23 protein-coding genes are annotated in these 24,107 nt (G+C 67.6%); 15 read left to right on the top strand and 8 right to left on the bottom strand.

What is annotated here, in order from left to right:
• Position 1 precedes the first annotated feature (1 nt).
• The 4 genes from ABD830_RS39500 to kdpF are packed head-to-tail and all read right to left on the bottom strand — an operon-like array spanning position 2 to position 4,698.
• Positions 2–820, bottom strand: coding sequence for a potassium-transporting ATPase subunit C (locus tag ABD830_RS39500; RefSeq protein ID WP_344999010.1), 819 nt, complete (start codon positions 818–820; stop codon positions 2–4).
• Positions 821–2,944 (bottom strand): potassium-transporting ATPase subunit KdpB, encoded by a 2,124-nt coding sequence (gene kdpB, locus ABD830_RS39495; protein WP_344999005.1) that lies wholly within the window; start codon positions 2,942–2,944, stop codon positions 821–823. It abuts the gene before it with no gap.
• 3 nt (positions 2,945–2,947) lie between these two features.
• Positions 2,948–4,609 carry a potassium-transporting ATPase subunit KdpA gene (gene kdpA, locus ABD830_RS39490; protein WP_344999003.1) on the bottom strand — a complete coding sequence of 554 codons (1,662 nt, stop codon included), beginning with the start codon at positions 4,607–4,609 and terminating at the stop codon, positions 2,948–2,950.
• Positions 4,609–4,698, bottom strand: coding sequence for a K(+)-transporting ATPase subunit F (kdpF, locus tag ABD830_RS39485; protein WP_344999001.1), 90 nt, complete (start codon positions 4,696–4,698; stop codon positions 4,609–4,611). The genes kdpA and kdpF overlap by 1 nt, the downstream gene beginning before the upstream one ends.
• 421 nt (positions 4,699–5,119) lie before the next feature.
• Between kdpF and ABD830_RS39480 the strand changes: the two genes are divergently transcribed.
• The 5 genes from ABD830_RS39480 (at position 5,120) to ABD830_RS39460 (ending at position 12,322) form a co-directional block, all read left to right on the top strand.
• A complete protein-coding gene (locus tag ABD830_RS39480) occupies positions 5,120–6,640 on the top strand; it encodes a Na+/H+ antiporter (protein WP_344998999.1) in 1,521 nt (506 codons plus the stop codon).
• 120 nt (positions 6,641–6,760) lie between these two features.
• Complete coding sequence (locus ABD830_RS39475; RefSeq protein ID WP_344998997.1) at positions 6,761–7,252, top strand: hypothetical protein; 492 nt, start codon at positions 6,761–6,763, stop codon at positions 7,250–7,252.
• Positions 7,253–7,417: 165 nt separating this feature from the next.
• Positions 7,418–9,328, top strand: a complete 1,911-nt coding sequence (locus ABD830_RS39470) for an APC family permease (protein WP_344998995.1) — start codon at positions 7,418–7,420, stop codon at positions 9,326–9,328.
• Positions 9,329–9,782: 454 nt separating this feature from the next.
• Positions 9,783–10,211, top strand: coding sequence for a hypothetical protein (locus ABD830_RS39465; protein ID WP_344998994.1), 429 nt, complete (start codon positions 9,783–9,785; stop codon positions 10,209–10,211).
• Between the two features lie 209 nt (positions 10,212–10,420).
• The gene (locus ABD830_RS39460; protein ID WP_344998992.1) at positions 10,421–12,322 is read left to right on the top strand and encodes a potassium transporter Kup; all 1,902 of its coding nucleotides are present in this window, start codon (positions 10,421–10,423) and stop codon (positions 12,320–12,322) included.
• A gap of 42 nt (positions 12,323–12,364) precedes the next feature.
• On the opposite strand, the gene ABD830_RS39455 is transcribed toward ABD830_RS39460, so the two are convergent.
• Entirely contained in the window at positions 12,365–12,862 is a 498-nt protein-coding gene (locus tag ABD830_RS39455; RefSeq protein WP_344998990.1) for a hypothetical protein, read from the bottom strand.
• A gap of 90 nt (positions 12,863–12,952) precedes the next feature.
• Between ABD830_RS39455 and ABD830_RS39450 the strand changes: the two genes are divergently transcribed.
• Positions 12,953–13,639, top strand: a complete 687-nt coding sequence (locus tag ABD830_RS39450; RefSeq protein ID WP_344998988.1) for a TetR/AcrR family transcriptional regulator — start codon at positions 12,953–12,955, stop codon at positions 13,637–13,639.
• Between the two features lie 301 nt (positions 13,640–13,940).
• Positions 13,941–14,756 carry a CPBP family glutamic-type intramembrane protease gene (locus tag ABD830_RS39445; protein ID WP_344998986.1) on the top strand — a complete coding sequence of 272 codons (816 nt, stop codon included), beginning with the start codon at positions 13,941–13,943 and terminating at the stop codon, positions 14,754–14,756.
• A gap of 276 nt (positions 14,757–15,032) precedes the next feature.
• On the opposite strand, the gene ABD830_RS39440 is transcribed toward ABD830_RS39445, so the two are convergent.
• Positions 15,033–15,224, bottom strand: a complete 192-nt coding sequence (locus tag ABD830_RS39440) for a hypothetical protein (protein WP_344998984.1) — start codon at positions 15,222–15,224, stop codon at positions 15,033–15,035.
• 62 nt (positions 15,225–15,286) lie between these two features.
• Between ABD830_RS39440 and ABD830_RS39435 the strand changes: the two genes are divergently transcribed.
• Positions 15,287–16,450, top strand: a complete 1,164-nt coding sequence (locus ABD830_RS39435) for an FAD-dependent monooxygenase (protein ID WP_344998981.1) — start codon at positions 15,287–15,289, stop codon at positions 16,448–16,450.
• Here the strand turns inward: ABD830_RS39435 and ABD830_RS39430 are convergent.
• Positions 16,431–16,952 carry a TetR/AcrR family transcriptional regulator gene (locus tag ABD830_RS39430; protein ID WP_344998979.1) on the bottom strand — a complete coding sequence of 174 codons (522 nt, stop codon included), beginning with the start codon at positions 16,950–16,952 and terminating at the stop codon, positions 16,431–16,433. The two genes, ABD830_RS39435 and ABD830_RS39430, sit on opposite strands and share 20 nt — an antisense overlap.
• A gap of 159 nt (positions 16,953–17,111) precedes the next feature.
• Between ABD830_RS39430 and ABD830_RS39425 the strand changes: the two genes are divergently transcribed.
• From ABD830_RS39425 to ABD830_RS39395, 7 genes are all read left to right on the top strand, one after another.
• Positions 17,112–17,486, top strand: coding sequence for a hypothetical protein (locus tag ABD830_RS39425; RefSeq protein ID WP_344998977.1), 375 nt, complete (start codon positions 17,112–17,114; stop codon positions 17,484–17,486).
• Positions 17,487–17,556: 70 nt separating this feature from the next.
• Complete coding sequence (locus tag ABD830_RS39420; RefSeq protein ID WP_344998975.1) at positions 17,557–19,026, top strand: multicopper oxidase family protein; 1,470 nt, start codon at positions 17,557–17,559, stop codon at positions 19,024–19,026.
• A 176-nt stretch (positions 19,027–19,202) separates the two neighbouring features.
• A complete protein-coding gene (locus ABD830_RS39415) occupies positions 19,203–19,484 on the top strand; it encodes a metal-sensitive transcriptional regulator (protein WP_344998973.1) in 282 nt (93 codons plus the stop codon).
• A gap of 33 nt (positions 19,485–19,517) precedes the next feature.
• A complete protein-coding gene (locus ABD830_RS39410; RefSeq protein WP_344998971.1) occupies positions 19,518–19,730 on the top strand; it encodes a heavy-metal-associated domain-containing protein in 213 nt (70 codons plus the stop codon).
• Entirely contained in the window at positions 19,727–20,692 is a 966-nt protein-coding gene (locus ABD830_RS39405) for a hypothetical protein (RefSeq protein ID WP_344998969.1), read from the top strand. Before ABD830_RS39410 ends, ABD830_RS39405 begins: the two co-directional genes overlap by 4 nt.
• A 31-nt stretch (positions 20,693–20,723) precedes the next feature.
• Positions 20,724–22,928: a heavy metal translocating P-type ATPase gene (locus ABD830_RS39400; protein WP_344998967.1), complete on the top strand. Its 2,205-nt coding sequence runs from the start codon at positions 20,724–20,726 to the stop codon at positions 22,926–22,928.
• Positions 22,929–23,091: 163 nt separating this feature from the next.
• Positions 23,092–23,493 (top strand): four-helix bundle copper-binding protein, encoded by a 402-nt coding sequence (locus ABD830_RS39395; protein ID WP_425567252.1) that lies wholly within the window; start codon positions 23,092–23,094, stop codon positions 23,491–23,493.
• Positions 23,494–23,502: 9 nt separating this feature from the next.
• Here ABD830_RS39395 and ABD830_RS39390 read toward each other — a convergent pair whose 3' ends face one another.
• Positions 23,503–24,087, bottom strand: coding sequence for a class I SAM-dependent methyltransferase (locus tag ABD830_RS39390; protein ID WP_344998963.1), 585 nt, complete (start codon positions 24,085–24,087; stop codon positions 23,503–23,505).
• Positions 24,088–24,107: the final 20 nt, after the last annotated feature.

Here is a 24,107-nt window from a genome sequence, read left to right as displayed (position 1 = left end):
GTCACCTCCCGTCGAGTGCCAGGTTGAGTTCGAGCACGTTGACGGCGGGCTCGCCCATGAAGCCGAGCGCCCGGCCGGTGGTGTGCTCGTCGATCAGCGCCTTGACCCGCTCCAGGGGCAGGCCCCGCTCCTTGGCCACGCGGGGCGCCTGGAGTTCGGCGTAGGCGAGGGAGATGTGCGGGTCCAGGCCCGAGCCGCTCGCCGTCACGGCGTCCGCGGGCACGGCCGGAGTCCCGGCGCTGCCTCTGATCGGGACGGTCCGGCCGGCCGCGTAGTCCTCGCCCGGCTTGGCGCACTCCACCTTGAGCCCTTGGTAGGTGGCGCTGAAGGGGGTGGCGGGGCAGGTCTGGTTGACGCTGACCGCCCGGTCGGGGAAGACCTTGAGTACCGCGCCCACCCCGTCCGGCGTGCAGTACGGGCGGGCGCCGCTGACGCCTTCCAGTTCGCCGGCGGCCTTGGAGCGGGAGCATACCTGGGTGAGCAGCGACTTCCGGTCCTGCGTGTCGATGACGTCCTCAGGGCCGAGGTTGCTGGCGCTGGTGGAGGTCGGGTCGTAGCCGTCGCCGGCGGCCGACGGGCGGGACTGGAAGTACTTCTTGACCGGGTTGCCGTCGGTGTCGGTGAAGGACTGGCCGATGATCGCGCTGCCCACGGTCCTGCCGTCCTTTTCGATCGGCGAGCCGTTGGCCTTGTCGGTGAACAGCGCCTGGGCCACGCCGGTGGCGACCAGGGGGTAGATGATGCCGGTGACCACCGTGAGCACGAGCAGCGCGCGGAGCGCGGCGATGTGCTGGCGGATCCAGCTGGGCATGCGGTCCATTTATGACATCCCCGGAAGGAACTGAATCAGCAGGTCGATGAGCTTGATGCCGATGAACGGGACGATGATCCCGCCCAGGCCGTAGACGTACAGGTTGCGCGACAGCAGCTTGGAAGCGCTGGACGGCCGATATCTGACCCCTCGCAGGGCGAGCGGGATCAACGCGATGATGACGAGGGCGTTGAAGATCACCGCGGCCAGGATCGCTGACTGCGCGCTGGCCAGGCGCATGATGTTCAGGGCGTCCAGGCCCGGGTAGACCGCCGCGAACATGGCCGGGATGATCGCGAAGTACTTGGCGATGTCGTTGGCGATGGAGAACGTGGTCAGCGCGCCCCGCGTGATGAGCAGCTGCTTGCCGATCTCGACGATCTCGATGAGTTTGGTCGGGTTGGAGTCCAGGTCGACCATGTTCCCGGCCTCCTTGGCGGCGCTGGTGCCGGTGTTCATGGCGACGCCGACGTCGGACTGGGCCAGGGCGGGGGCGTCGTTGGTGCCGTCGCCGGTCATCGCGACCAGTCGTCCGCCTTCCTGCTCCTTCCTGATCAGCGCCAGCTTGTCCTCAGGCGTCGCCTCCGCAAGGAAGTCGTCCACGCCTGCCTCGTCCGCGATGGCCTTGGCGGTCAGCGGGTTGTCGCCGGTGATCATGACGGTGCGGATGCCCATCCGGCGCATCTCGTCGAAACGCTCGCGCATGCCCTCTTTGACCACGTCCTTGAGGTGGATGACCCCGAGCACGCGGCCCTTCTCGGCCACGACCAGAGGGGTGCCGCCGGAGGCGGAGATGCCGTCCACGAGGTGGCCGACCTCGTCGGTGGGGTGGCCGCCGTGGTCGCGTACCCACTTCATGACCGCCGTGGCGGCCCCCTTGCGGACCTCCCGCCCGTCCAGGTCGACCCCGGACATGCGGGTCTGTGCGGTGAACGGCACCCATGCGGCGTGCGCCAGCTCGCCCGGCTGGCGTTCCCGCAGTCCGTAGGCCTTCTTCGCGAACACGACGATCGAGCGGCCCTCGGGTGTTTCGTCGGCCAGGCTGGACAGCTGCGCCGCTTCAGCGAGTTCCTTCTCGCTCACCCCGGGCACGGGGACGAACTCGGCCGCCTGCCGGTTGCCCAGGGTGATCGTGCCGGTCTTGTCCAGCAGCAGTGTGGACACGTCCCCGGCGGCCTCGACCGCGCGCCCGGACATGGCCAGGACGTTGCGTTGGACGAGTCGGTCCATGCCCGCGATGCCGATGGCCGACAGCAGGGCGCCGATCGTGGTGGGGATGAGGCAGACGATCAGCGACACCAGCACGATGCCGGTGACGCCGTCGTTCGTCAGCGCGAGCGAGTTGGGCACACCCGGGTTGATGGACTTGGAGAAGATCGCCAGCGGCTGCATCGTGGCCGTGGCGACCAGGAAGATGATCGTGAGCGCCGCGAGCAGGATGTTGAGGGCGATCTCGTTCGGTGTCTTCTGCCGGTTGGCGCCCTCGACCAGGGCGATCATGCGGTCCACGAAGCTCTCGCCGGGCTTCTGCGTGATCTGGACGATGATCTGGTCGGACAGCACCTTGGTGCCGCCGGTGACGGCCGAGCGGTCGCCTCCCGACTCGCGGATGACGGGGGCGGACTCGCCGGTGATGGCCGACTCGTCCACCGAGGCGATGCCGTCGATCACGTCGCCGTCACCGGGGATGATCTCGCCGGCCTCGACGATGACGATGTCGCCCTGCTGGAGCTCGGGTGCGCCGACCACGTCCCACTGGCTGTGGTCGTCGGGGCTCTTCAGACGGCGGGCGGTGGTGTCGCGCTTGGCCGCGCGCAGGGTGGCGGCCTGGGCCTTGCCGCGGCCCTCGGCGACGGCCTCGGCCAGATTGGCGAAGACCACGGTCAGCCAGAGCCACACCACGATGGCCCAGGCGAAGATCGACGGGTCGAGGACGGCGAGCACGGTGGTGAAGACCGCGCCGATCTCGACGATGAACATGACGGGGTTGCGCCACATGTTCGCCGGGTTGAGCTTCTTCAGCGCGTCCGGCAGTGACTTGATCATCTGCTTGGGGTCGAGCAGGCCGCCGCCGACCTTCCCGCCCTTCGGGGCGGGAGAGTGGCCCGGCGCGTGCAATGTCTGCGTGGACATGTTCTAGCGAAGTCCTTCTGCGAGGGGGCCGAGCGCCAGTGCCGGGAGGAAGGTGAGGGCGACCAGGATGATCGTCACGCCGACGACCATGCCGACGAACTGCGGCCGGTAGGTGGGCAGTGTGCCCGCGCTCGCGGGGACGGGCGCCTGCTGGGCCAGCGATCCGGCAAGGGCCAGCGCCAGCACGATCGGCAGGAAGCGGCCGAAAGCCATGCACAGGCCGAGCGTGGTGTTGTGGAAGGGGGTGTTCACGCTGACGCCGGCGAAGGCCGAGCCGTTGTTGTTGGACGCAGAGGTGTAGGCGTACAGGATCTCCGAAAGGCCGTGCGGGCCGCTGTTCAGCATGGCCGAGCGGCCGGTCTCGGTGGCCATCGCCACGGCGGTGCCGATCAGCACCAGCATCGGGGTGGCCAGGAAGTACAGTGAGGCCAGCTTGATCTCGCGGGCGCCGATCTTCTTGCCCAGGTACTCGGGGGTCCGGCCGACCATCAGGCCGGCCACGAACACCGTGATCACGGCCAGGATCAGGATGCCGTACAGACCCGCGCCGACGCCGCCGGGCGCCACCTCGCCCAGCAGCATGTTGAAGATCAGCATGCCGCCGCCGATGGCGGTGTAGGAGTCGTGGAAGGAGTCCACCGAGCCTGTGGAAGTCAGGGTGGTGGCGGTGGCGAACATGCCGGAGTTGGACACGCCGAAGCGCACGTCCCGGCCCTCCATCGCCTGGCCGATGGCCTGCGGCACGGTGCCGCCGGCGCTCAGTTCGGCCCAGTTCGTCACGCCGATGCTGATGATCGCGATGATCGCCATCACGCTCACGATGGCGTAGCCCTGCCGGTTGTCACCCACCATGCGCCCGAACGTGCGCGGCAGGCACGTCGCGATGACGAGCAGCAGGAAGATGGTCAGCCAGTTCGTCCACGACGTGGGGTTCTCGAACGGGTGGGCCGAGTTGACGTTGAAGATGCCGCCGCCGTTCGTGCCCAGGTCCTTGATGGCCTCCTGTGAGGCGGCCGCGGCCGGGGTGAAGGTCTGCTCGCCGCCGGTCAGCGTCGTCCACGTGCTGTGATCGGCGAACGTCTGGATGGCGCCGCCCGCCACCAGCACCAGCGCGGCCACGAACGCGATGGGCAGCAGGATGCGCAGGGTGCCGCGGACCAGGTCCACCCAGAAGTTGCCGAGCGTGTCGGCCTTCTTGCGGGCGAACCCGCGTACCAGGGCGATGGCCACCGCCATGCCGACCGCCGCGGAGACGAAGTTCTGCACGGCCAGGCCCGCGGTCTGCACCACGTGGCCCATGGCCGACTCGCCGGAGTAGGCCTGCCAGTTGGTGTTGGTGACGAAGCTGACCGCGGTGTTCCAGGCCAGCGCCGGCTCGACCGGCTTCATCCCCAGGGACAGGAACAGGTGGTTCTGCAGCCGCTGCAGGCCGTACAGGAACAGGATCGACAGCACCGAGAATGCCAGCACGCTGCGCGCGTAGACGCCCCAGCGCTGCTCGCCGTCCGGCTGGACGCCGAGCAGCCGGTAGATCCAGCGTTCCACGACGTTGTGCCTGGTGCTGGCGTAGACGCGGTACATGTAGTCGCCCAGCGGCTTGTAACAGAGGGCGAGGGCGAGCAGGAGGGAGGCGATGAACAGGATGCCCGCCAGGGTCGGCGACATCAGAACCGCTCCGGGAACAGCAGGGCCGCGACCATGAAGATCACCAGGCCGGCGACCACGACGAGACCCGCGGCGTTGACGGCATTCACAGCCGCTCCACCGCCTTGACGACCAGCCCGAGAATCGCGAAGACCGCGATCGTCAGGGCGACGAAGATGACGTCAGCCATCCCCACTCCTCAATCTGGATATGTTGGTTCGGCCGCGCCTACCTCGCGCGGCACCAAGGCAAGCAAATCTCGGGATTTGTGCCGTTTTGCCGGTCTTGACGGCTTCCATACGGCCAAAGCCGGAATATTGACGCCATCTCTACGGGGCGCCGCTTCCGTGGCGTGGCACGGTTGCTGGTGGCCCGGTTTGCTTCCCGGTCGGGGCCCAGCCGCCCGTAATGCCCCTTAACGGGCTTACTACGCGTGCTGTCCTTCGGGTACGGTTTGCCCTGGTGCGCCGGGAAGTCTGGTCGGCATTCGTCATGGGTAGCCGAGGAGACGTGGTGCAGAGCGTACAGGTGGTGCTTTTTCTGGTTGCGCTGGCGACCGTGGTGGCCACCTTCGCTGACCGGATCAGCGTGCCGGCGCCGTCGTTGCTGGTCGTGGCCGGCATCGGTGTCGGGCTGCTGCCCTTCTCGGAGCAGATCCACGTCACGCCCGAGATCGTCAGCCTGGTGGTGCTGCCGCCGCTGCTGTACGCGGCCGGCGAGGAGCTGTCCTGGCCGGACCTCAAACGCCTGTGGCGGCCGGTGTCCCTCCTCGCGGTGGGGCTCGTGCTCGCCTCCGCCGCCGCGGTCGGCTTCCTGACGGCGTGGCTGACGCCGCTGCCGCTGGCTCTGGGGTTCGTGCTCGGCGCGGTGCTGTCGAGCACCGACCCGGTCGCCGTCACCGCGCTGGGCCGCAGGCTGGCGCTGCCGCCCCGGCTGCAGACGCTCGTGCAGGCCGAGAGCCTGTTCAACGACGCCACCAGCCTGATCCTGTTCCGCATCGCGGTCGCGGCGGCGGTGGCCGGGGGCGTCGCGGGCTGGAGTGGTGTGACGGCGGAGTTCCTGCGCCTGGCCGGGGGCGGTGCAGCGGTCGGCGCCGTGGTGGCCGCGGGTGTTTCTTTCGTACGGCGGCGCACGGAGGACCCCGTCTTGGAGAGCGTGATCGCGCTCGTGACTCCGTACCTGGCCTATGTCCTGGCCGAGGCCGTTCACGGGTCGGGCGTGACCGCGGTGGTGGTGGCGTCGGTGATTCTCGGCATCAAGGCCCACCAGCTCACCAACTCCGGGATCCGGCTGCAGCTGACCGCCGTCTACGGGACGGTGATCTTCGTGCTGGAGAGCGTGGTCTTCAGCCTCATCGGGCTGCAGCTGCCCAGCCAGATCCGCCAGCTCACCGGTGTCGAGCAACCATGGGTGGTGGCGGTGCCGGCCATCGTGGTCGTCCTGGTCCTCGTTCGGGTGGCGTGGGTGTTCCCGCTGGCCGCGTTGCAGCAGTGGCGCAGAGAACGGCGGCTCCGGCCGACCTGGCAGGTGCCTGCCGTGATCTCCTGGGCCGGCGCGCGTGGCGTCGTGCCGCTGGCCGCGGCCCTGTCCATCCCGCTCACCACGACCACCGGGCAGCCGCTGCCGCACCGCAGCCTGCTGATGGTCCTGGCCACCGGCGTCATCGTGGTCTCCCTCATCGTCCAGGGCTTCACCCTGGCGCCGCTGGTCAGGCTGTCGGGTCTGGCCGTCGCCCCCGATCACTCCCGCTCGGAGTACCTCAAGGTGTGGCACCGGCTCGCGGAGCGTGCGGGCGAGTACGTGGACGAACTGGAGGACCTGGAGGTGGTCTCGCCCGCGGTGCTCCACCACGTGCGCCGTTCCTTGCAGTTGGAGCTGGACCAGGAGTCCGAGCCGATGCCCGGCGGCTACAACCAGGTCCGGCGGCAGGTGCTCTCCGTGCAGAGCACGGAGCTCAGCCGCATGTACGCGGCAGGCGAGGTCAGCGAGCACACCCGCCGCCGCCTGCAGCGCTACCTGGACCGGCAGGACCTGCGCTTCACCAAGGAATAGAACGCCCGTAAAAATGCCATATATCGGCGTCAAAACGGCGTCCAGGTTCCGTAGAGACGGGCGTCAAGCGGCTCCTCCCCGGCGAACATGAGGAGAAATCCCCACGTAGGAGCCGTGTTGATGTTCAGCGTCGTCACGCCCGCGACCGTCGCCCGCTCGTACCGGTTCGGGCCGTGCGCCATCATGGCCGTCATCGCGCTCGTGGCCGGATGCGCTGCCGGTGTCCTGGTCGCCGCCTCGGTCGCCGACGCGATGCGCGACTATCGCGCCACGCACCATCAGGTAGCCGCTCAGGTGGTCGAGGAGAAAGCCATCGTCGCCCAGGTGAGCTGGCAGGACGAGGCCGGTGTGGAGCACACCGGCCAGGTACGCGCGCCGCTCGACCGCGTCTCCGGCACGCGGGTCCGGATCTGGCTCGACCGCCAGGGCCGGCCGGCGCCGCGTCCTTTCGGACCGGTTGAGATCGTGTTCGGCTTCCTGATAGCCGGCACCGTGGCGGGCGGAGTGACCTGGTCGGCGTTGTGGCAGGTCCGCTCCCTGGCGCACTGGTGGGTGGCCAGGAAAGCGGTCAAGGACCTGGACGCGCGCTGGCGCGACTACGCCCGCAGCTAGGCGCAGTGTGACCTATGCGACTGGGCGAGTTGTAGCGCCCTCGAAGCGATCTTTGTGGGCCGGCCAATTTATACGTTTTCTTGACGCCCTCACCTCGGCAATCGCCCTTTCGGCACAGGTAGTGTCCGATGCGTCTTTGCGGGGTTTTGACGAGGAGTGACCGTTATGGTGCTGGCGAAACGGCCGGCCGCTACGGAAGGGACACTGCGTTCCTGGCTGCTGGAGGGACTGCAGACCGACCGTAAGCAGATCGAGCACGGTCCCCACGTCAAGCACCCGTGGTGGCGGGTGATGTGCCTGACCGGCGTGGACTACTTCTCCACGCTCGGCTACCAGCCGGGCATCGCCGCGCTGGCGGCCGGACTGCTCTCTCCGCTCGCCACCCTGTTCCTGGTGGCGCTCACGCTGCTGGGCGCGCTGCCGGTCTACCGTCGCGTCGCCGCCGAGAGCCCGTACGGGCAGGGCTCGATCGCGATGCTGGAGAAGCTCGCGCCTCAGTGGTGGGGCAAGATCTTCGTGCTGGCACTGCTCGGCTTCGCCGCCACCGACTTCGTGATCACGATGACGCTGTCGGCGGCGGACGCGACCGCGCACATCCTGGAGAACCCGTTCGTGCCCGACGCCCTGGCCGGACAGCGGGTGCTCGTGACGCTGGTGCTGCTGGCGGCGCTGGGCGGGGTGTTCATGCTGGGCTTCACCGAGGCCATCGGCATCGCCGTCATCCTCGTCTTCATCTACCTCGGGCTGAACGCCGTGGTGGTCTCGAGTGCCATCGTGCACGTGCTGGAGTCGCCGCAGGTGGTGGTGGACTGGCAGCGCGCGCTGAGCCTGGACTTCAGCAGCCCGTTCGTCATGATCGGGTTGTCGCTCCTGGTGATGCCGAAGCTGGCCTTGGGCATGTCCGGGTTCGAGACCGGTGTCGCGGTGATGCCCGTGGTCAAGGGCGACATGGAGCAACGGGTAAAGGGCACTCGGCGCTTGCTGACCACCGCCGCGCTGATCATGAGCGTGTTCCTGGTCTTCTCCAGCTTCGTGACGACCGTGCTGATCCCGCATCAGGAGTTCGAGGAGGGTGGCAAGGCGAACGGCCGTGCCCTGGCCTACCTCGCGCACGAATATCTGGGCAACTGGTTCGGCACCGCCTACGACATCTCCACGATCGCCATCCTGTGGTTCGCGGGGGCCTCGGCGATGGCCGGGCTGATCAACCTGGTGCCGCGGTACCTTCCGCGCTATGGCATGGCGCCGGAGTGGACGGGCGCGGTGCGACCCCTGGTGATCGTGTTCTCGCTGATCGGGTTCGGCATCACGGTCATCTTCGACGCGGACGTGGACGCCCAGGGCGGCGCGTACGCCACCGGCGTTCTGGTGCTCATGCTGTCAGCTGCGGTGGCGGTGACGCTGTCGGCGTGGAAGAAGCGTCAGCAGGTGGCGACGGCGGGGTTCGCGCTGATCTCGGCGGTGCTGGGCTACACCCTGGTGGACAACGTGATCGAACGACCGGACGGCGTCAAGATCGCCTCGTTCTTCATCGCGGCGATCATCGTCACCTCCCTGATCTCCCGGGCCACCCGCTCCACCGAGCTCCGGGTGACCGAGGTGCGTCTGGACGGGCTGGCCGAGGAGTTCGTCAACGACGCGTGCGGCGAGATCCACGTGATCGCCAACGAGCCGAACGCCCGCGACCAGGCCGAATACAACGACAAACTCCGCGAGACCTGGCAGACCCATCGGCTGCGCAGCTCGGAGCCGGTACTGTTCGTCGAGGTGACGGTGCCGGACGCCTCGGAGTTCGAGACCGAGCTGCACGTCAAGGGCGAGGAGCGGTACGGCCACAAGATCCTCACCATCGAGAGCTCGGCCGTCCCGAACTCGCTGGCCGCGCTCCTGCTCTACCTGCGCGAACGGACCGGGGGAGTGCCGCACATCTACTTCCACTGGACCGAGGGCAACCCGGTCGTGGCCATGCTGCGCTACCTGGTCTTCGGCGGCGGCGACGTACCGCCGCTGACCAGGGAGGTGCTGCGCCAGGCCGAGCCGGATCAGGAACGCAGACCGCACGTCCACGTCGGCTGACCAGCCTCGTAGGTTCACACGGGTACAAGCGGCCGTTGAGGCCATGGGCGGTCAGGTCGCGTTCGACCCGCTTGGCCGTGCCCCGGATGAGCATCTTCCCGACGAACGGCCACCCGGCCGGCACGCCCAGCGCCGACAGCGACAGGGCCGCGCCCGTGCCGACCTCCAGGCCCCGCCGGGCCAGTTGGGCGAGGTCGTGTGGGCTCGCCGGCTCTGTCCATGGGCTGGGATGTGTTGGCATGTGTCGCTTTCGCTGGGTCTTGTGGTCTTCCCAGCTTGTGCTGGGGGGCTTTTGTCCATGCCGCAAATCAGTGGGCAAGCGATTTGACCTTTCCTTAGCGCGTAAATAATGCGTCAACGGCCGTATCGGGCGCGTAGCAATGGCGTAGAAAATGTCGTTCCCGGGGGCTTGAGCCGGTTTCATGTGACTGGCTCTCGCTGAAAGGAACGGTCGATGCGCAGGCATCCTCTGGAAGTGCTGCTTCCGGTCGGGTTCGGATGTGCGGTGGCCACCTGCGCCCTTGCCTCGCTGACCCTCTTCGAGACCACGGCTCGTGTCGCCTTGATGGGCGTGGCAGTCGGCGTGTTCGGGCTCTGGGCGAGGCGCTACCTGGCCGCACTGGCGACAGGAGTGATGGCCTGGTGCTTCGCCACGGGCTTCCTCGTGCACACCGAAGCCGAACTGGCCTTTGGGCACAACGACCTCGTCAGGCTGGCCGCGTTCACCGTCATAGCGTTGGTGGGGTGCGTCTGGGCACGTGCGCGCTGGCTGCGCCGCCGCTACCGCTTGATGCGCACGGATCGGCGTCGAGCTCCTGTCCTTCTCGGACAGCTACATGGGCGTGCCAAGGGTGTCGCACACAAAGGAATTGAAAGCCCTTAATGCGAGGATCAGGGCATGCGGATGCATTGTGTTAAATCGTTGCCCCGCTGTCAGTGAGTGCGACTATCGATGGTTATGTTGGGAATCAGTATCGCCCGGCATAGCAGCCCGCACGGAGGAGAAGCGTCGTGCCCCATCGACGGCACGAGCCCGCGTTGGACGGTGGATCCGCATCGCGGGCGTCAGGGGAGCCATCGGCGGCTCGTAGTGTGACCGCGCACGACTCGGTGCGGCTCGCATTGGTGATCGGTGCTCTCGGTGTGGTGTTCGGCGACATCGGGACCAGCCCCATCTACACCCTCCAGACGGTGTTCAACCCGAGCGACCCGCATCCTGTCCCGGTCAGCACGGAGAACGTGTTCGGGGTGGTGTCGCTGGTGTTCTGGTCAGTGATGATCATCGTCACGGTCACCTACGTGCTGCTGGCGATGCGCGCCGACAATGACGGCGAGGGTGGCATCATGGCGCTGATCACACTGTTGCGACGGTGGGGCGCACAGCGTGACCGGCGGGCAGCCGTTGTGCTGGCGGCGCTCGGCATCTTCGGGGCTTCGCTGTTCTTCGGGGACAGCATGATCACGCCGGCGATCTCGGTGCTGTCGGCGGTCGAGGGGCTCAAGGTCGTCGAGTCGTCGCTGGAAGAGCTGGTCGTGCCGATCACCGCAGTGATCATCGTGCTGCTCTTCCTGGCGCAGCGCCGAGGAACCGCGGCAGTCGGCCGGGTGTTCGGACCTGTGATGATCGCCTGGTTCATGACCATCGGCGCGTGCGGGGTGGCCGGCATCGTCGACCACCCGGAGATCCTCAAGGCGTTGTCGCCGACCTACGCGATGGACTTCCTGGTCGGACATTTCGGCACCGCGTTCTTCGCCTTGGCCGCGGTCGTGCTCGCGGTCACCGGCGCCGAGGCGTTGTACGCGGACATGGGGCACTTCGGTCGCCGGTCGATCAACCGGGCCTGGCTGGTCCTCGTGTTTCCCGCGTGCGTTCTCAGCTACCTGGGCCAGGGAGCCCTGATCCTCGCCGATCCGGCCAACATCAGCAGCCCGTTCTTCCTGCTCGTGCCAGACTGGGGACGACTGCCGATGGTCCTGCTGGCCACGGCGGCGACTGTGATCGCGTCCCAGGCGGTGATCACGGGCGCGTACTCGGTCGCCTCCCAGGCCGCACAGCTCGGCTACCTGCCGAGGCTGCGGATCGCGCACACCTCAGAGTCCACGATGGGCCAGATCTACGTCCCATGGATCAACTGGCTGCTGATGGTCTCAGTGCTCACCCTGGTCTTCGCATTCCGCAGCTCCACGGCGCTGGCCTTCGCTTTCGGCATGGCGGTGACCGGGACGATCACCATCACCACGCTGCTGTTCTTCTACGTGGCCCGCGCGAAATGGGGCACACCGCTGTGGATCGTCGGCCTCGGCGCCACCGTGCTGCTGGCAGTGGATCTGCTGTTCGTCGCGGCCAACCTGACCAAACTCGTTCACGGTGCGTGGTTGCCGCTGCTGATCGGCCTCACCGCGTTCACCGTCATGACGACCTGGCGGCGGGGGCGCGAGATCGTCACCGCTGAGCGGAGACTGCGCGAAGGGGCGCTGCCCGAGTTCATCGACCGGCTACGCACCGGCAAGGCAGCGACCCGACGCGTCCCCGGCACGGCCGTCTTCCTCAACCGCGGTAAGGAAACCACGCCGCTGGCCATGCGGGCCAATGTCGAGCACAATCACGTTCGGCACGAGCACGTCCTGATCATGTCGATCGAGACCGAGCCCGTGCCCCGGGTTCCGGCCGGCCGACGCATCGTCGTCGACGACCTCGGCCACGCCGACGACGGGATCATCCACGTCACCGCTCGGTTCGGCTACATGGAGACACCCGACGTGCCCGGTGCGCTCGCGATGCTCGACCCGGCAACGACCGAGGGGCGGCTGGAGCTCGACCAGGCGTCCTACTTCCTGTCGAAGATCGAGCTTCGGCGCGGGGAGGATCCGACGATGGCGCCCTGGCGGAAGCGGTTGTTCATCGCGACCTCCTACATCACCGCCGACGCCGCCGAGTACTTCGGCCTGCCCCGCGACCGCACAGTCATCATGGGCTCGCATATCGAGGTGTAGAGGGCCGACCGACAGGGTGGACGACCTTCTTCGCGTGCCAGGTCAGGAAACAGCCAGTAAGAGAAGGATGACCAGCGAGCCCGCGGTCGTGAGGAGAAAGCGCGTCACGATAAGTGGGCGGAACCAGTCGGGAAACACCGCGTCAGCTGCCCCAAGCAGCGCCCTGGTGTCGATGTCCGTGGTGCCGGACTTGTGGAGCGCGGCCTCCACGTACCGGATGACGAAAACCTGAGCGGTGGTGATGAAGCCGCCGGCGATCAGCAGGATGGGCTGGAGAATCCAGGTGGGCAGCCGCTGACCACCGAGGTTCAGTACGGCAAGTGTCGCCAGACCCACAGCGATTGCCATGGACACCACCACGCTGGCGGTGCTGGCCGTGAAGTCGAGGCCGTGCTTGACCAGTACGGCGGGATCATGGCCCTGGCGTCGAATCTCGGCATCGGCTGCTTGCTGGGCGGCGGCGCCGTACCGGTGACCGACAAGCGGGACGATCGAGTACGTCAGAGCCAGCAGGACTTGAAGGGCAGCGACGGTAAGCATGGAAGGCCTTCCCGAGAGGACGTGTTGAACTTAGTTCAGCACCGTAGCTCAGTGTTTGAACTAAGTTCAACAGTGGCTAGGCTGAGCGGCATGCTGACCAAGGAGCAGATTGTGCGAGCCGCCGTCGAGGTGCTCGACGCCGAAGGGGTGAACGGGCTGAACATGCGCCGTTTGGGCGCACACCTGGGGTCGGCTGCATCGGCGATGTATCACCACGTGAAGAGCAAGGACAAGCTGGTGGTTCTCGCCGCCGACCACGTGTTCGGCGAGATAGTGCTGCCGGACGCGGCCATGGTCGGGTGGCGGGAGGCTGCCGCCTCGCTGGCGCGCGGCGCGTATGCGATGGTCGTACGGCACTTCTGGCTGATTCCGGCGATGAGCACGCACCTGATCTACGGGCCCAACAAGGCTCGCTTCGATGAGCAGTCCCTGACGGTTTACGAGTCGGCCGGCTTCACCGAAGGCGAGGCCGATCAGGCGGCGGCGACCGTGCTCATGTTCGTGATCGGCGCCGCGCAGGGCGAGGCCGCGGAGGCGGCCTGGCGGGCACGCCTGCGACGGAGCGGCGCCGATACCGACAAGGAACTCCGGGACGTCACCGCCGAGGTGTTCGAGATCGCCAAGGCATTCCCACGCTTGCGAGCCCGCATCGAGCCCGCCACCGCTTCCCCGCCCGGAGACCCTTTCGAGTTCGGACTCCACACTCTCCTTGCCGGGTTGGAGTCGCGCCTTTCTCCTCGACATGGTGGCCGTCACGACTACGGTGAGGGAGCCTGAGGGATGTCTCTGAACTGGTGCAACGATCTTCGGTCCTGGGAATCTGCGCGGTCAGATGATCCGCTGACCAGAGGCCCGAGTTCGTTGAAAGAGTCGGCCCTTTCCTCGACGGCTGTTCCAGCACGTCGGGAAGGGCCATGGGGCGTATGAACGGGGCTTCTGCTGTTCGGCCTGCGCATGGACCAACCCGATGGCTCCCGTCCGGTCCGCACCCGCCGTAACCTGCGCCTTTCACGGTGGCTCGAAGCCGTATCAGAGTGATGTCAGCTCCGTGTCGGGTCGCGGGGCCACGATTCTCGGCATGGACACAGCAATGCGGCCCCCGGCCGACACCCAAGGCGCCCAGCCGAAAGGCTTCGTCGCGAAGCTCCTCGCCGACCGTCACTCCGTCCCGTTCTCCATCGCGCTGCACCTGGTGCCCGGCGCGGCCATCGTCGCCGTGTACGCGTTCATCGGCGCCCCCATGGTCCGGGCGATGAACTTCCCGATCTTCCTGGCCTGGGCCATCGCCCTCGCGGTTGTGCTCTTCCCACTCCAGCTGTTCCTGCTGTGGCTGGGCAAGAAGCAGACCGGCCGCTTCACGATGAAGGGCGTCGTCCACTACCGCGACAAACCGGTCTCGCGCCGCAAGGTCCTCTGGCTCGGGGCCGCGTGCCTCGTGTGGATGACCGTGGTCTCGCTCTCGCTGACCCCGCTGGACAACATCGTCTACGACTGGTTCTTCACCTGGGTGGACTACCAGGGCGCCGGCCCCGCCGGCACCGCCTACCTCCAGGGCTACCCGCAGGAGCTCGTGCTCACCACGCTGCTCATCTGCGCGCCGTTCACCGGCTTCACCCTGCCCCTGCTCGAGGAGTACTACTTCCGCGGCTTCCTGCTGCCCCGCCTCCCGCAACTCGGCAAGTGGGCCCCGTTCTTCAACACCTTCTTCTTCTCGGTGTACCACTTCTGGGCCCCTTGGACGGTCCTGTCGAAGCTCGTCTTCCTCTACCCGGGCGTCTGGCTCGCCTGGAAGAAGCAGGACATCCGCATCTCGATCGCCATGCACCCCGGCTCGGCGCTGCTGATGACCGTGGTCGGCGTCATCGCCCTCGCCTCCGGCGCCACCTCCCTGTAAGACCGCCCGAAACGAGGGGTGCCGCGGGTGGAGCCGGTCACTCGGGGCGATCCGGAGTCGCCGCTGCGCTGGACGGCGTGATCGTTGAACACGCTCGCCACCGGGTTGCCCCAGGGTTGAGTAGGCCCCCACCGCCGTAGCGTCTGCCTTTCAACAGCGTCCGAGTCCTGTAGGGGGCGACCATGGGCAGACCGATGCGGCGTAACGTCGCTCATCTCAGCCGGGCCGAGCGCGACGCTTTCGTCGCCGCGGAGGGGTATGGAGCCGCAGGAGTTCCTACGGGCGCGCGGGCATGCGTTCGCGGTGAGCAGCACCCTCGGCCTGGTCGCGGGCGGGGTGCTGTTGCTGCTGGCTGGGCGTGCTCCTGATCGTCGGCTTGGCGGTGCTCGCGACCACGGCTGCCGCGCATTTCGGCGATCGGCCCGACACGGCGGCGCTCACCGACGGATACGGCCTCGCCTTCATCATCTCCGCGGCCCTGATGGCACTGTGCGCCGCAATCGCGATGGGATTCTTCAGAGGAGACAAGCATGACAGCGAAACGAGCGATCATCATTGGTGCGGGCATCGCGGGCCTGGCCGCTGCGCTGCGGCTGAGCCAGATCGGTTGGGAACCTCTCATCGTCGAACGAGCCCCGTCGCGTAGGGAAGGCGGCTACGCGGTCGTCTTCTCCGGCCTCGGGTACGCCGCCGCGGAACGCATGGGCATCCTGCCGGCTCTCCAGGAACGTCAGGTCGGCGCCTTCGACCTCGCCTACCTCCGAGCTGACGGCCGTCCGCGCTTCACGGTCCCGCACACCACAGTGCGTCGGCTGCTCGGCGACAGCGGCATGGCCCTGCTGCGCGGCGACATCGAGGAAGTGCTCCACGAGGCGATGGCCGATCAAGCCGAGATCAGGTTCGGCGCCACCGTCACGGCTGTGACACAGGATGACGAGGGAGTTGATGTCACGCTCAGCGACGGCTTGACGGAGCGGGCGGATCTGCTCGTGGGCGCTGACGGCCTGCATTCGTCGGTACGTGCGCTTGTCTTCGGGCCCGAAGAACGCTACCGGCGCGACCTCGGCCATGTGGTGGCCGCGTTGACCCCGGACAAGCTGCCCGGCGGGGCGCCGGAGCGGGCGTTCACCACGGTCACGGCGGTCGGCAGGACGTTCACGGTCGCCGACCTCGGGCGTGGCCGGGTCGCCGCGTTCTTCACCTACAGCACTCAAGATGCCGACGCCGAACTGGCCAAGGGGTCGCGCCATGCCCTCCAGCAGGCATACCCGGGCCAGCACTGGGCCATCCCCAAGCTGCTCGACGACTTGCGCGAGGAGGCGGTCTACTTCGACAGCGTCAGCCAGATCGTCATGGACCGGTGGAGCCAGGGCCGCGTCGTGCTGCTCGGCGACGCCGCCTGGTGCGTCACGCTGTTCGCCGGGTACGGCTCCTCCCTCGCCGTGGGCGGCGCCGACCTGCTCGGCACCGAGCTCGGCCGCCATCCGAAGGACATCCCCGCCGCGCTGCGAGCATGGGAGAACGCCCTCCGGCCGGAAGTGCTCGAACGGCAGCGCAAGGGGCGCGCCAACACGGGCGTGCACGCGCCCCGCAACCGGCTCGAGCTGGCCGTGCGCGACCTGCCCCTACGTCTGGCCACCGTTCCTCCGGTGACCCGCCTGCTCAGCCGCCACCTCAGCTTCCACAGCCAGTGAAGGTGCGGCCCGTACAGGGGATGCGGGCCGTACCCGAGGTCATCGGACGTAGGCGACCATGATTCCCATGGCGCCGTCTGTGCCGGTGGGATGGTTGTGCGACGGCCCAGGCCGACAGCGGGCCCACCGTGGTGGGCACGTTCCCCGTCTCCAGGAACTGCAGGAAACCGGGCTCGGTCTCGGCGACGAAGTCCAGGTAGACGTCCAGCGCGCGGGCGAGCGGTTCGGGCGAGGCGTAGGCCTTCCGCAATCGGGCCTGGAGCCGTTCGGTGAACGTGACGACAAGGCTGACGAACAAGTCGTCCTTGCCCTCGAAGTACAGATAGAAGGTGCCAACCGATAACCCGGCCCGGCGCGCGAGGTCTTCTACGCGCAAGGCGGCCCAGCCGTCCTGCTGGATGATCTCGACGACAGCGCGCAGCAGGCGGCGGCGCACCTCGGGATTGGCCACACCGAGGCGTCTGCGTTCTGCTCGCTTCGAGCGGATGGGCTTGATCTCCATGGCAACCTCGCTGAATGAAGTTTGATTCATCAGGAGGGGTTGTCAAGGGTCTTCTACGACATTTCCTAGTAGAGATCGTAGTGCCTTTGACCAGCGTATTGAGGCCCGCTCGGAGGCATTCGGCGCGAGTGATCATTGGCATACCGTAGTATCTGCCGCATGACACGAGCGTGCCGGACGGCCCAGCGCCTGCTGCTGCTCGTGCTTCTCGCTACGGGTGTCGCGGCAATGCACACGGTGGGACACCTCGACGGGCATCTCTCCTCCCCTAGCCATCTGGTTCACCTGGCGCATGCTGCAGAGACGTCCCTCAGTGTCGGCGCTGAGTCGGGGCACGCCCCGAGTGAACCCGGCACGTCGGGTTGGATGTGCCTGGCCGTCCTGGGCCTGGGCATGGTCTGGCTGCTGCATCTCCGCTCCGTCGCCGTCTTCGACTTCCTGATCGCTACCGGCTCGCGTGTGCGCCTCTGGGCGCAACTGCTGCGCGGGCCGCCGCTGCCTCTGCTCACGCGCATGGTCGTGCTCCGGATCTAGAGCGACTCCCGGCCCTACTGGCCCGGGTTCGCAGCCATCCCTGCACGACCTATCAAGCGAGGCATCAACCATGGACATCGATCGACGTACCCTGCTCAAGGCTGGGGTCGGCTTGCTCGGCGGAGCGGCGCTCACCGCTTGTGGCGGGAACGCATCGCCTGCTTTCGTCAGCCCGAGCGGCGCAGAAGTGCGTGCCGCCGAGCAGGCTCGGCGGCCGGGCGCAATACGTAGCTTCCGGCTGGTTGCGGCGGAAGACCAGGTAGACCTCGGAGGCCCGGTGGTCCGTACGTGGGCTTACGACGGTCGCATCCCCGGCGCCCCCATCCGGGTCAGCCTGGGAGAGAGGGTACGGGCAACGCTCACCAACCGGTTGCCCGTCGACACCTCCGTCCACTGGCACGGGCTGGCGCTGCGCAACGACGCCGACGGCGTGCCGGGCGTCACCCAGCAGCCGATCAAGCCGGGATCGGAATTCGCCTACGAGTTCACCGCGGCGCATCCCGGGACGTACTGGTTCCACCCGCACTCCGGAACTCAGCTGGACCGAGGGCTGTACGCGCCGCTCATCGTGGATGATCCGCTCGAGCGACTGGACTACGACGAGGAGTGGGTCGTGGTCCTGGACGACTGGCTCGACGGCGTCACGGGCACCCCGGAAGAGGTGCTTGCCGAGCTCTCACGCGGCATGGGCATGGGCCACGCAGGCATGGGCCGGCACATGCTGATGGGGGCGACGAGTCCCTTGCTGGGCGGCGACGCGGGCGACGTGCAGTATCCGCATTACCTCCTCAATGGACGCATCCCTTCCCAGCCGCAAACGTTTCGTGCCAAGCCGGGCGCTCGCCTGCGCATCCGCCTCATCAACGCCGGGGGCGACACCGCCTTCCGCGTCGCTCTGGCCGAGCACCGGCTGACGGTCACGCACACCGATGGCTTCTCTGTACAGGCCGTCGAATCCGACGCGGTGTTGATCGGCATGGGGGAGCGTTACGACGTGCTGGTCACGCTGAAGGACGGAGTCTTTCCGCTGGTCGCACTGGCTGAGGGGAAGAAGACGGTGGCCCGGGGACTGATCCGCACCAGCGACCGGATGGCCGCTCCTGGCCCTGGCCTCCGGCCCCGGGAACTGGACGGCGAGGTCATCGGTTACGACCAGCTTGTGCCTCGGGAGGCGCTACGGCTCGCACCCAAGCGACCGGATCGCACCATCAAGCTCGAGCTCTCCGGCAGCATGATGGCCTACGACTGGGCCATCAACGGTAAGAAGTACGATCCCGCCACCATTTACCCGGTGCGTTCCGGGGAGCGGGTGCGGCTGTCGTTCGTCAACCGCACGATGATGTGGCATCCCATGCATCTGCACGGCCACACCCTCGCCCTGCCGAGCGGTGCCCGTAAGGACACCGCCATCGTGCTGCCCAACGAGACGTTGGAGGTCGACTTCGATGCCGACAACCCGGGCATCTGGATGATCCACTGCCACAACATCTATCACGCCGAATCGGGGATGATGACGCTGCTCGGCTACCAGCAGCTCTGACAGAGCAAGGCGGTCATGACGCGTTCGGCGCATGAAGAGGCCGGCCAGCACAGGGAAGAACCGGCCGGGGGCGCGTTCCTGCCAAGCCTGTCCGAGTTCCGGAAACGGCGGACCGCCTCGATGGTTGAAATACGGTGGGGGGGTATAGTATGTTGAGAGGGTCGGAAGGGGGAGACATGGTGGGATACAGCGACAGCAAGCAGGACCAGTTGCGCCGGTTGCGCCGCGTCGAGGGTCAGGTGCGGGGGTTGCAGCGGATGGTGGAGGGCGACAAGTACTGCATCGATGTTCTGACGCAGGTGTCGGCGGCTACCAGTGCTCTGCAGTCGGTCGCCATCTCTCTGCTGGAGGATCATCTGGCTCACTGTGTGGCGGAGGCCGCCGCCAAGGGGGGTCCTGAGGCTCAGGCCAAGGTGAAAGAGGCTTCCGACGCGATTGCGCGGCTTGTCCGCTCCTGACAGCACCGAACACACCGGAAAGGGTTGATCGATATGGCTACCGCTACTTACACCGTCACGGGCATGACGTGCGGCCACTGCGTGAGTTCGGTGAAGGAGGAGGTCGGTGAGGTTGCCGGGGTCACCTCGGTGGAGGTTGATCTGGCCAGTGGCCTGCTGACCGTTGCGAGCGACGGTCCTGTGGAGGCGGCGGCGATTGTTGCGGCCGTGGAGGAAGCGGGCTACGAGGTGGCGAATCCGGCATGAACGCGGCGACCAAGCTGGGTGCGTACGTGCTGGGGTTGGCCGTCGTCTTCGGCGGCGCCCTGGGTGTGGGGAACGCGGTGGGAGAGGTTGGCCCGGCACCCGCCAAGTCGGAACACGGGACCACCCATTCGACGTCCGCCGCCGTGGGCCATGGCGGCCATGAGCAGAGCACCGCGACAGCGCAGAACGATACCCCTGGGGGGCTCCAGGTGTCCCAGAACGGCTACACGCTCAACCCGTTGACGACGATCAAGGCCGGTGAGCCGACGGATTTCCGTTTCACGGTGACGGGTCCCGATGGCAGGCCGGTGACCGATTATCAGGTTCAGCATGACAAGAAGCTGCACTTCATCGTGGTCTCGCGGGATCTGGCGACGTTCCAGCATGTGCATCCGGAGATGGCCGGCGATGGTGTGTGGTCGGTGAAGCTGACGCTGGCCGATCCGGGCGCCTACCGGGCTTTCGCGGATTTCGCTCCCGCCGGTGGTAGCGGTCTGACTCTTGGTGCGGATCTGCTGGTCGCGGGCGACTACAAGCCGCAGCCCCTGCCGCAGGCGGTGCGGACGGTTGAGGTGGACGGCTACACGGTCGCTCTGGCGGGTGATCTGGTGCCGGGCCGGGCCAGTAAGCTCACGCTGAGGGTGAGCAAGGACGGTAAGCCGGTCACGGATTTGCAGCCGTATCTGGGTGCGTATGGGCATCTGGTCGCGTTGCGGGCCGGTGACCTGGCCTACCTGCACGTTCACCCGGACGGTGAGCCGGGTGACGGCAAGACGGCGGCCGGACCGCAGATCACCTTCTATGCCGAGGTTCCCAGCGGCGGCGAGTATCGGTTGTTCCTGGACTTCCAGCACGACGGGAAGGTCCGCACCGCGGATTTCACCGTCCGGGCCGGGACCGGCCAGAGTGAGCCGGCGGTAGAGCCGAGTTCTAGCCCGTCTCATGGCGAGCACGCGCACTGAGCGCAGGACACCGACGAAGGAAGGAGACGTGATGTCGTCCCTGACGGAAAGCAGGGCTGTCGAGCTGTCGATCGGCGGCATGACCTGCGCGTCCTGCGCCAACCGGATCGAACGCAAGCTGAACAAGCTGGATGGTGTGAGCGCGACGGTCAATTATGCGACGGAGAAGGCGAAGGTCACCTTCCCTGAGGGGGTGGATCCGGGGCAGTTGATCGCCGAGGTGGAGAAGGCCGGCTACACCGCCGCGCTGCCCAGCCCGCCAGAAACCAAAGCGCAGGAAGAGCCGCAGGATGAACTGCGGCCGCTGCGGCAGCGGTTGACCACCGCCGTGGTGCTGAGTGTGCCGGTGGTGGCGATGGCGATGGTTCCGGCGTTGCAGTTCACCAACTGGCAGTGGTTGTCGCTGGTGCTGGCCGCGCCGGTGGTGGTGTATGCGGGCTGGCCGTTCCACAAGGCGGCCTGGACGAACCTGCGGCACGGCGCTGCCACGATGGACACGTTGATCTCGGTCGGCACGCTGGCCGCGCTCGGCTGGTCGTTGTGGGCGCTGTTCTTCGGCACCGCGGGCGCCCCCGGGATGACGCACCCGTTCGCGTTCTCCATCGAGCGTAGCGACGGTTCGGGCAACATCTATCTGGAGACGGCGGCGGCGGTGACCGCGTTCATCCTGGCCGGGCGTTATTTCGAGTCCCGCTCCAAGCGGCGTGCGGGTGCGGCGTTGCGGGCGTTGCTGGAGCTGGGCGCCAAGGACGTGGAGCTGGCCGACGGGCGCCGCGTCCCCATCGAGCGGTTGCAGGTCGGTGACACCTTCGTGGTGCGGCCGGGAGAGAAGATCGCCACCGACGGTGTGATCGTCGAGGGCACCTCCGCGGTGGATGCCTCCATGCTGACCGGCGAATCGGTGCCGGTCGAGGTGAAGCCGGGTGATGCGGTGACCGGGGCGACGGTGAACGCGGGCGGCCGCCTGATCGTCCGCGCGACCCGGGTCGGCGCGGACACCCAGCTCGCCCAGATGGCCACGCTGGTGGAGGAGGCGCAGACCGGCAAGGCCGCCGTGCAGCGGCTGGCCGACCGGATCTCCGGGGTGTTCGTGCCGGTCGTGATCGCGCTCGCGGTCGCGACGCTCGGGTTCTGGCTGGGGACCGGCAACGGGGTGGGGGCCGCGTTCACCGCCGCGGTCGCCGTGTTGATCATCGCGTGCCCGTGCGCGCTGGGTCTGGCCACCCCGACGGCGCTGCTGGTCGGCACCGGCCGGGGCGCTCAGCTCGGCATTCTGATCAAGGGTCCGGAGGTGCTGGAGTCCACCCGCCGCATCGACACGATCGTGCTGGACAAGACCGGCACGGTCACCGAAGGCAAGATGACCCTGGTCGCCGTGCACCTGGCCGAGGGCGAGAGCCGGGAGGAGGTGCTGCGGTTGGCGGGCGCGCTGGAACACGCCTCCGAGCACCCGATCGCCCAGGCCATCGCCCGCGCAGCCGCCTCCGAGGCGAGCGTGGAGGATTTCGCCAACGTCGAAGGGCTCGGCGTGCAGGGCATCGTGGACGGGCACGCGGTGCTGGTCGGCCGGCCCCGGCTGCTGGCCGAATGGTCGCAGCACCTGCCCGTCGACCTGGAACGCAAGCTGGGCGAGGAGCACGCGGCGGGCCGCACCGCGGTGGCGGTCGGCTGGGACGGCCAAGCGCGCGCGGTGCTGGTGGTGGCCGACGTGGTCAAGGCGACCAGCAGGCAGGCGATCGCCGAGTTGCGGGCGCTGGGTCTGACCCCGGTGCTGCTGACCGGCGACAACGAGGCGGTCGCCACGACGGTGGCGGCCGAGGTGGGCATCGACGAGGTGATCGCCGAGGTGCTGCCCGCCGACAAGGTGGACGTGGTCAAGAAGCTGCAGGGCCAGGGCAAGGTCGTGGCCATGGTGGGCGACGGCGTCAACGACGCCGCCGCGCTGGCCCAGGCCGACCTGGGGCTGGCGATGGGCACCGGCACCGACGCCGCCATCGAGGCCTCCGACCTCACCCTGGTCCGCGGCGACCTGCGGGTGGCAGCCGACGCGCTGCGGCTCTCACGCCGCACGCTGTCGACGATCAAGGGCAACCTGTTCTGGGCGTTCGCCTACAACGTGGCCGCGCTGCCGCTGGCGGCACTCGGACTGCTCAACCCGATGATCGCCGGAGCCGCGATGGCGTTCTCCAGCGTCTTCGTGGTCAGCAACAGCCTGCGCCTCCGCCGCTTCAACTAGGAAACCGCTCCCTGTGGCCGAAGGCGACCAACGCCTTCGGCCACATTGCGTGCAATTATCAGGATATCTACGAACTTGCATAGTTCTTGTCGTTAGCCCTCCCAGGTCCCGGGTAGCTCGGGTTCGTCCATCGGCCGTCGAGGAAACAAGGACCGACATGACCCTGCAAGTAGCCGAGATGCTTTCCACCTACCCAAAGGATCTAGGCCGCGTCGATCAGGCGCGCCTCACCAGCTGTATCGAAGCATGCCTGCGCTGCGCCCAGGCATGTACGGCCTGTGCGGACGCCTGCCTCAGCGAGGACATGGTCGCCGAGCTGACCAAGTGCGTTCGCACCGACCTCGACTGCGCTGACATCTGCGACACCACAGCTCGAGTTCTCTCCCGGCACACCGGATACGACGCCAACATGACGCGGGCCATCCTGGAAGCCTGTGCGCAGGCATGCAAGGCGTGCGGTGACGAGTGCGCGCAGCACACCCAGCACCGGCACTGCGCCGTCTGCGCCGAGGCATGCCGCGCCTGCGAACGCGCCTGCCGCGACCTCTTGGGCGCGCTTGGCTGAATGCCTCACCTAGCCGTGGCAGCGCTTCTCGAGAACGGTCAGATTCTTGAGTTCATGGCGCTGCGTCGGCTCGCCCAGGGCGTGAGCGATCCGCGCCAGCTTCTCCTCAGGGAGGGCGTTCTTCCTGGCGATGGGGGAGCGACCGGTGGCGCTGTGCCAGGCGATGAGCAGCCTGCCGTCTGGCCGGGTCACCCGGCACAACTCGTGGACGCCTGCCTCCAGATCCGGCCACATAGCCACGTTGTTCACCGAGACCACGACGTCGAAGCTGTCATCGGGACAGCCCGTGTCCGCTGCGGTGCCAAGCCGCAGCTCGACACCGCGCCCCCGGTTGTGCCGCGCCGCCTGACGCAGCATGTCAGGCGACGGGTCCATGCCGCAGACCCGTCCGGCCTCGATGTGCCGCAGCAGACCGCCTGGCCCGCACCCGACCTCCAGCACGCTGTCCTGTTTCCCGATGAGCGGCACGAGTTCGCTCGGATCGTTGAGCCACAGCATGAGCCGCCCTGCCAAACGTCCGAGTACTCCTCGCGGAAGGGCGAACGGAGAGCTGATCGGCTCCTCGTACGCCCAGGACTGGATCTCCTTGGCCATGCCTCCAGGTTGGCGGTTCA

Source organism: Nonomuraea helvata (genome assembly GCF_039535785.1).
Lineage (GTDB): Bacteria > Actinomycetota > Actinomycetes > Streptosporangiales > Streptosporangiaceae > Nonomuraea > Nonomuraea helvata.
Note: the sequence above shows the minus strand (reverse complement) of the source record. Positions and strands in the feature narration are given on the sequence as shown.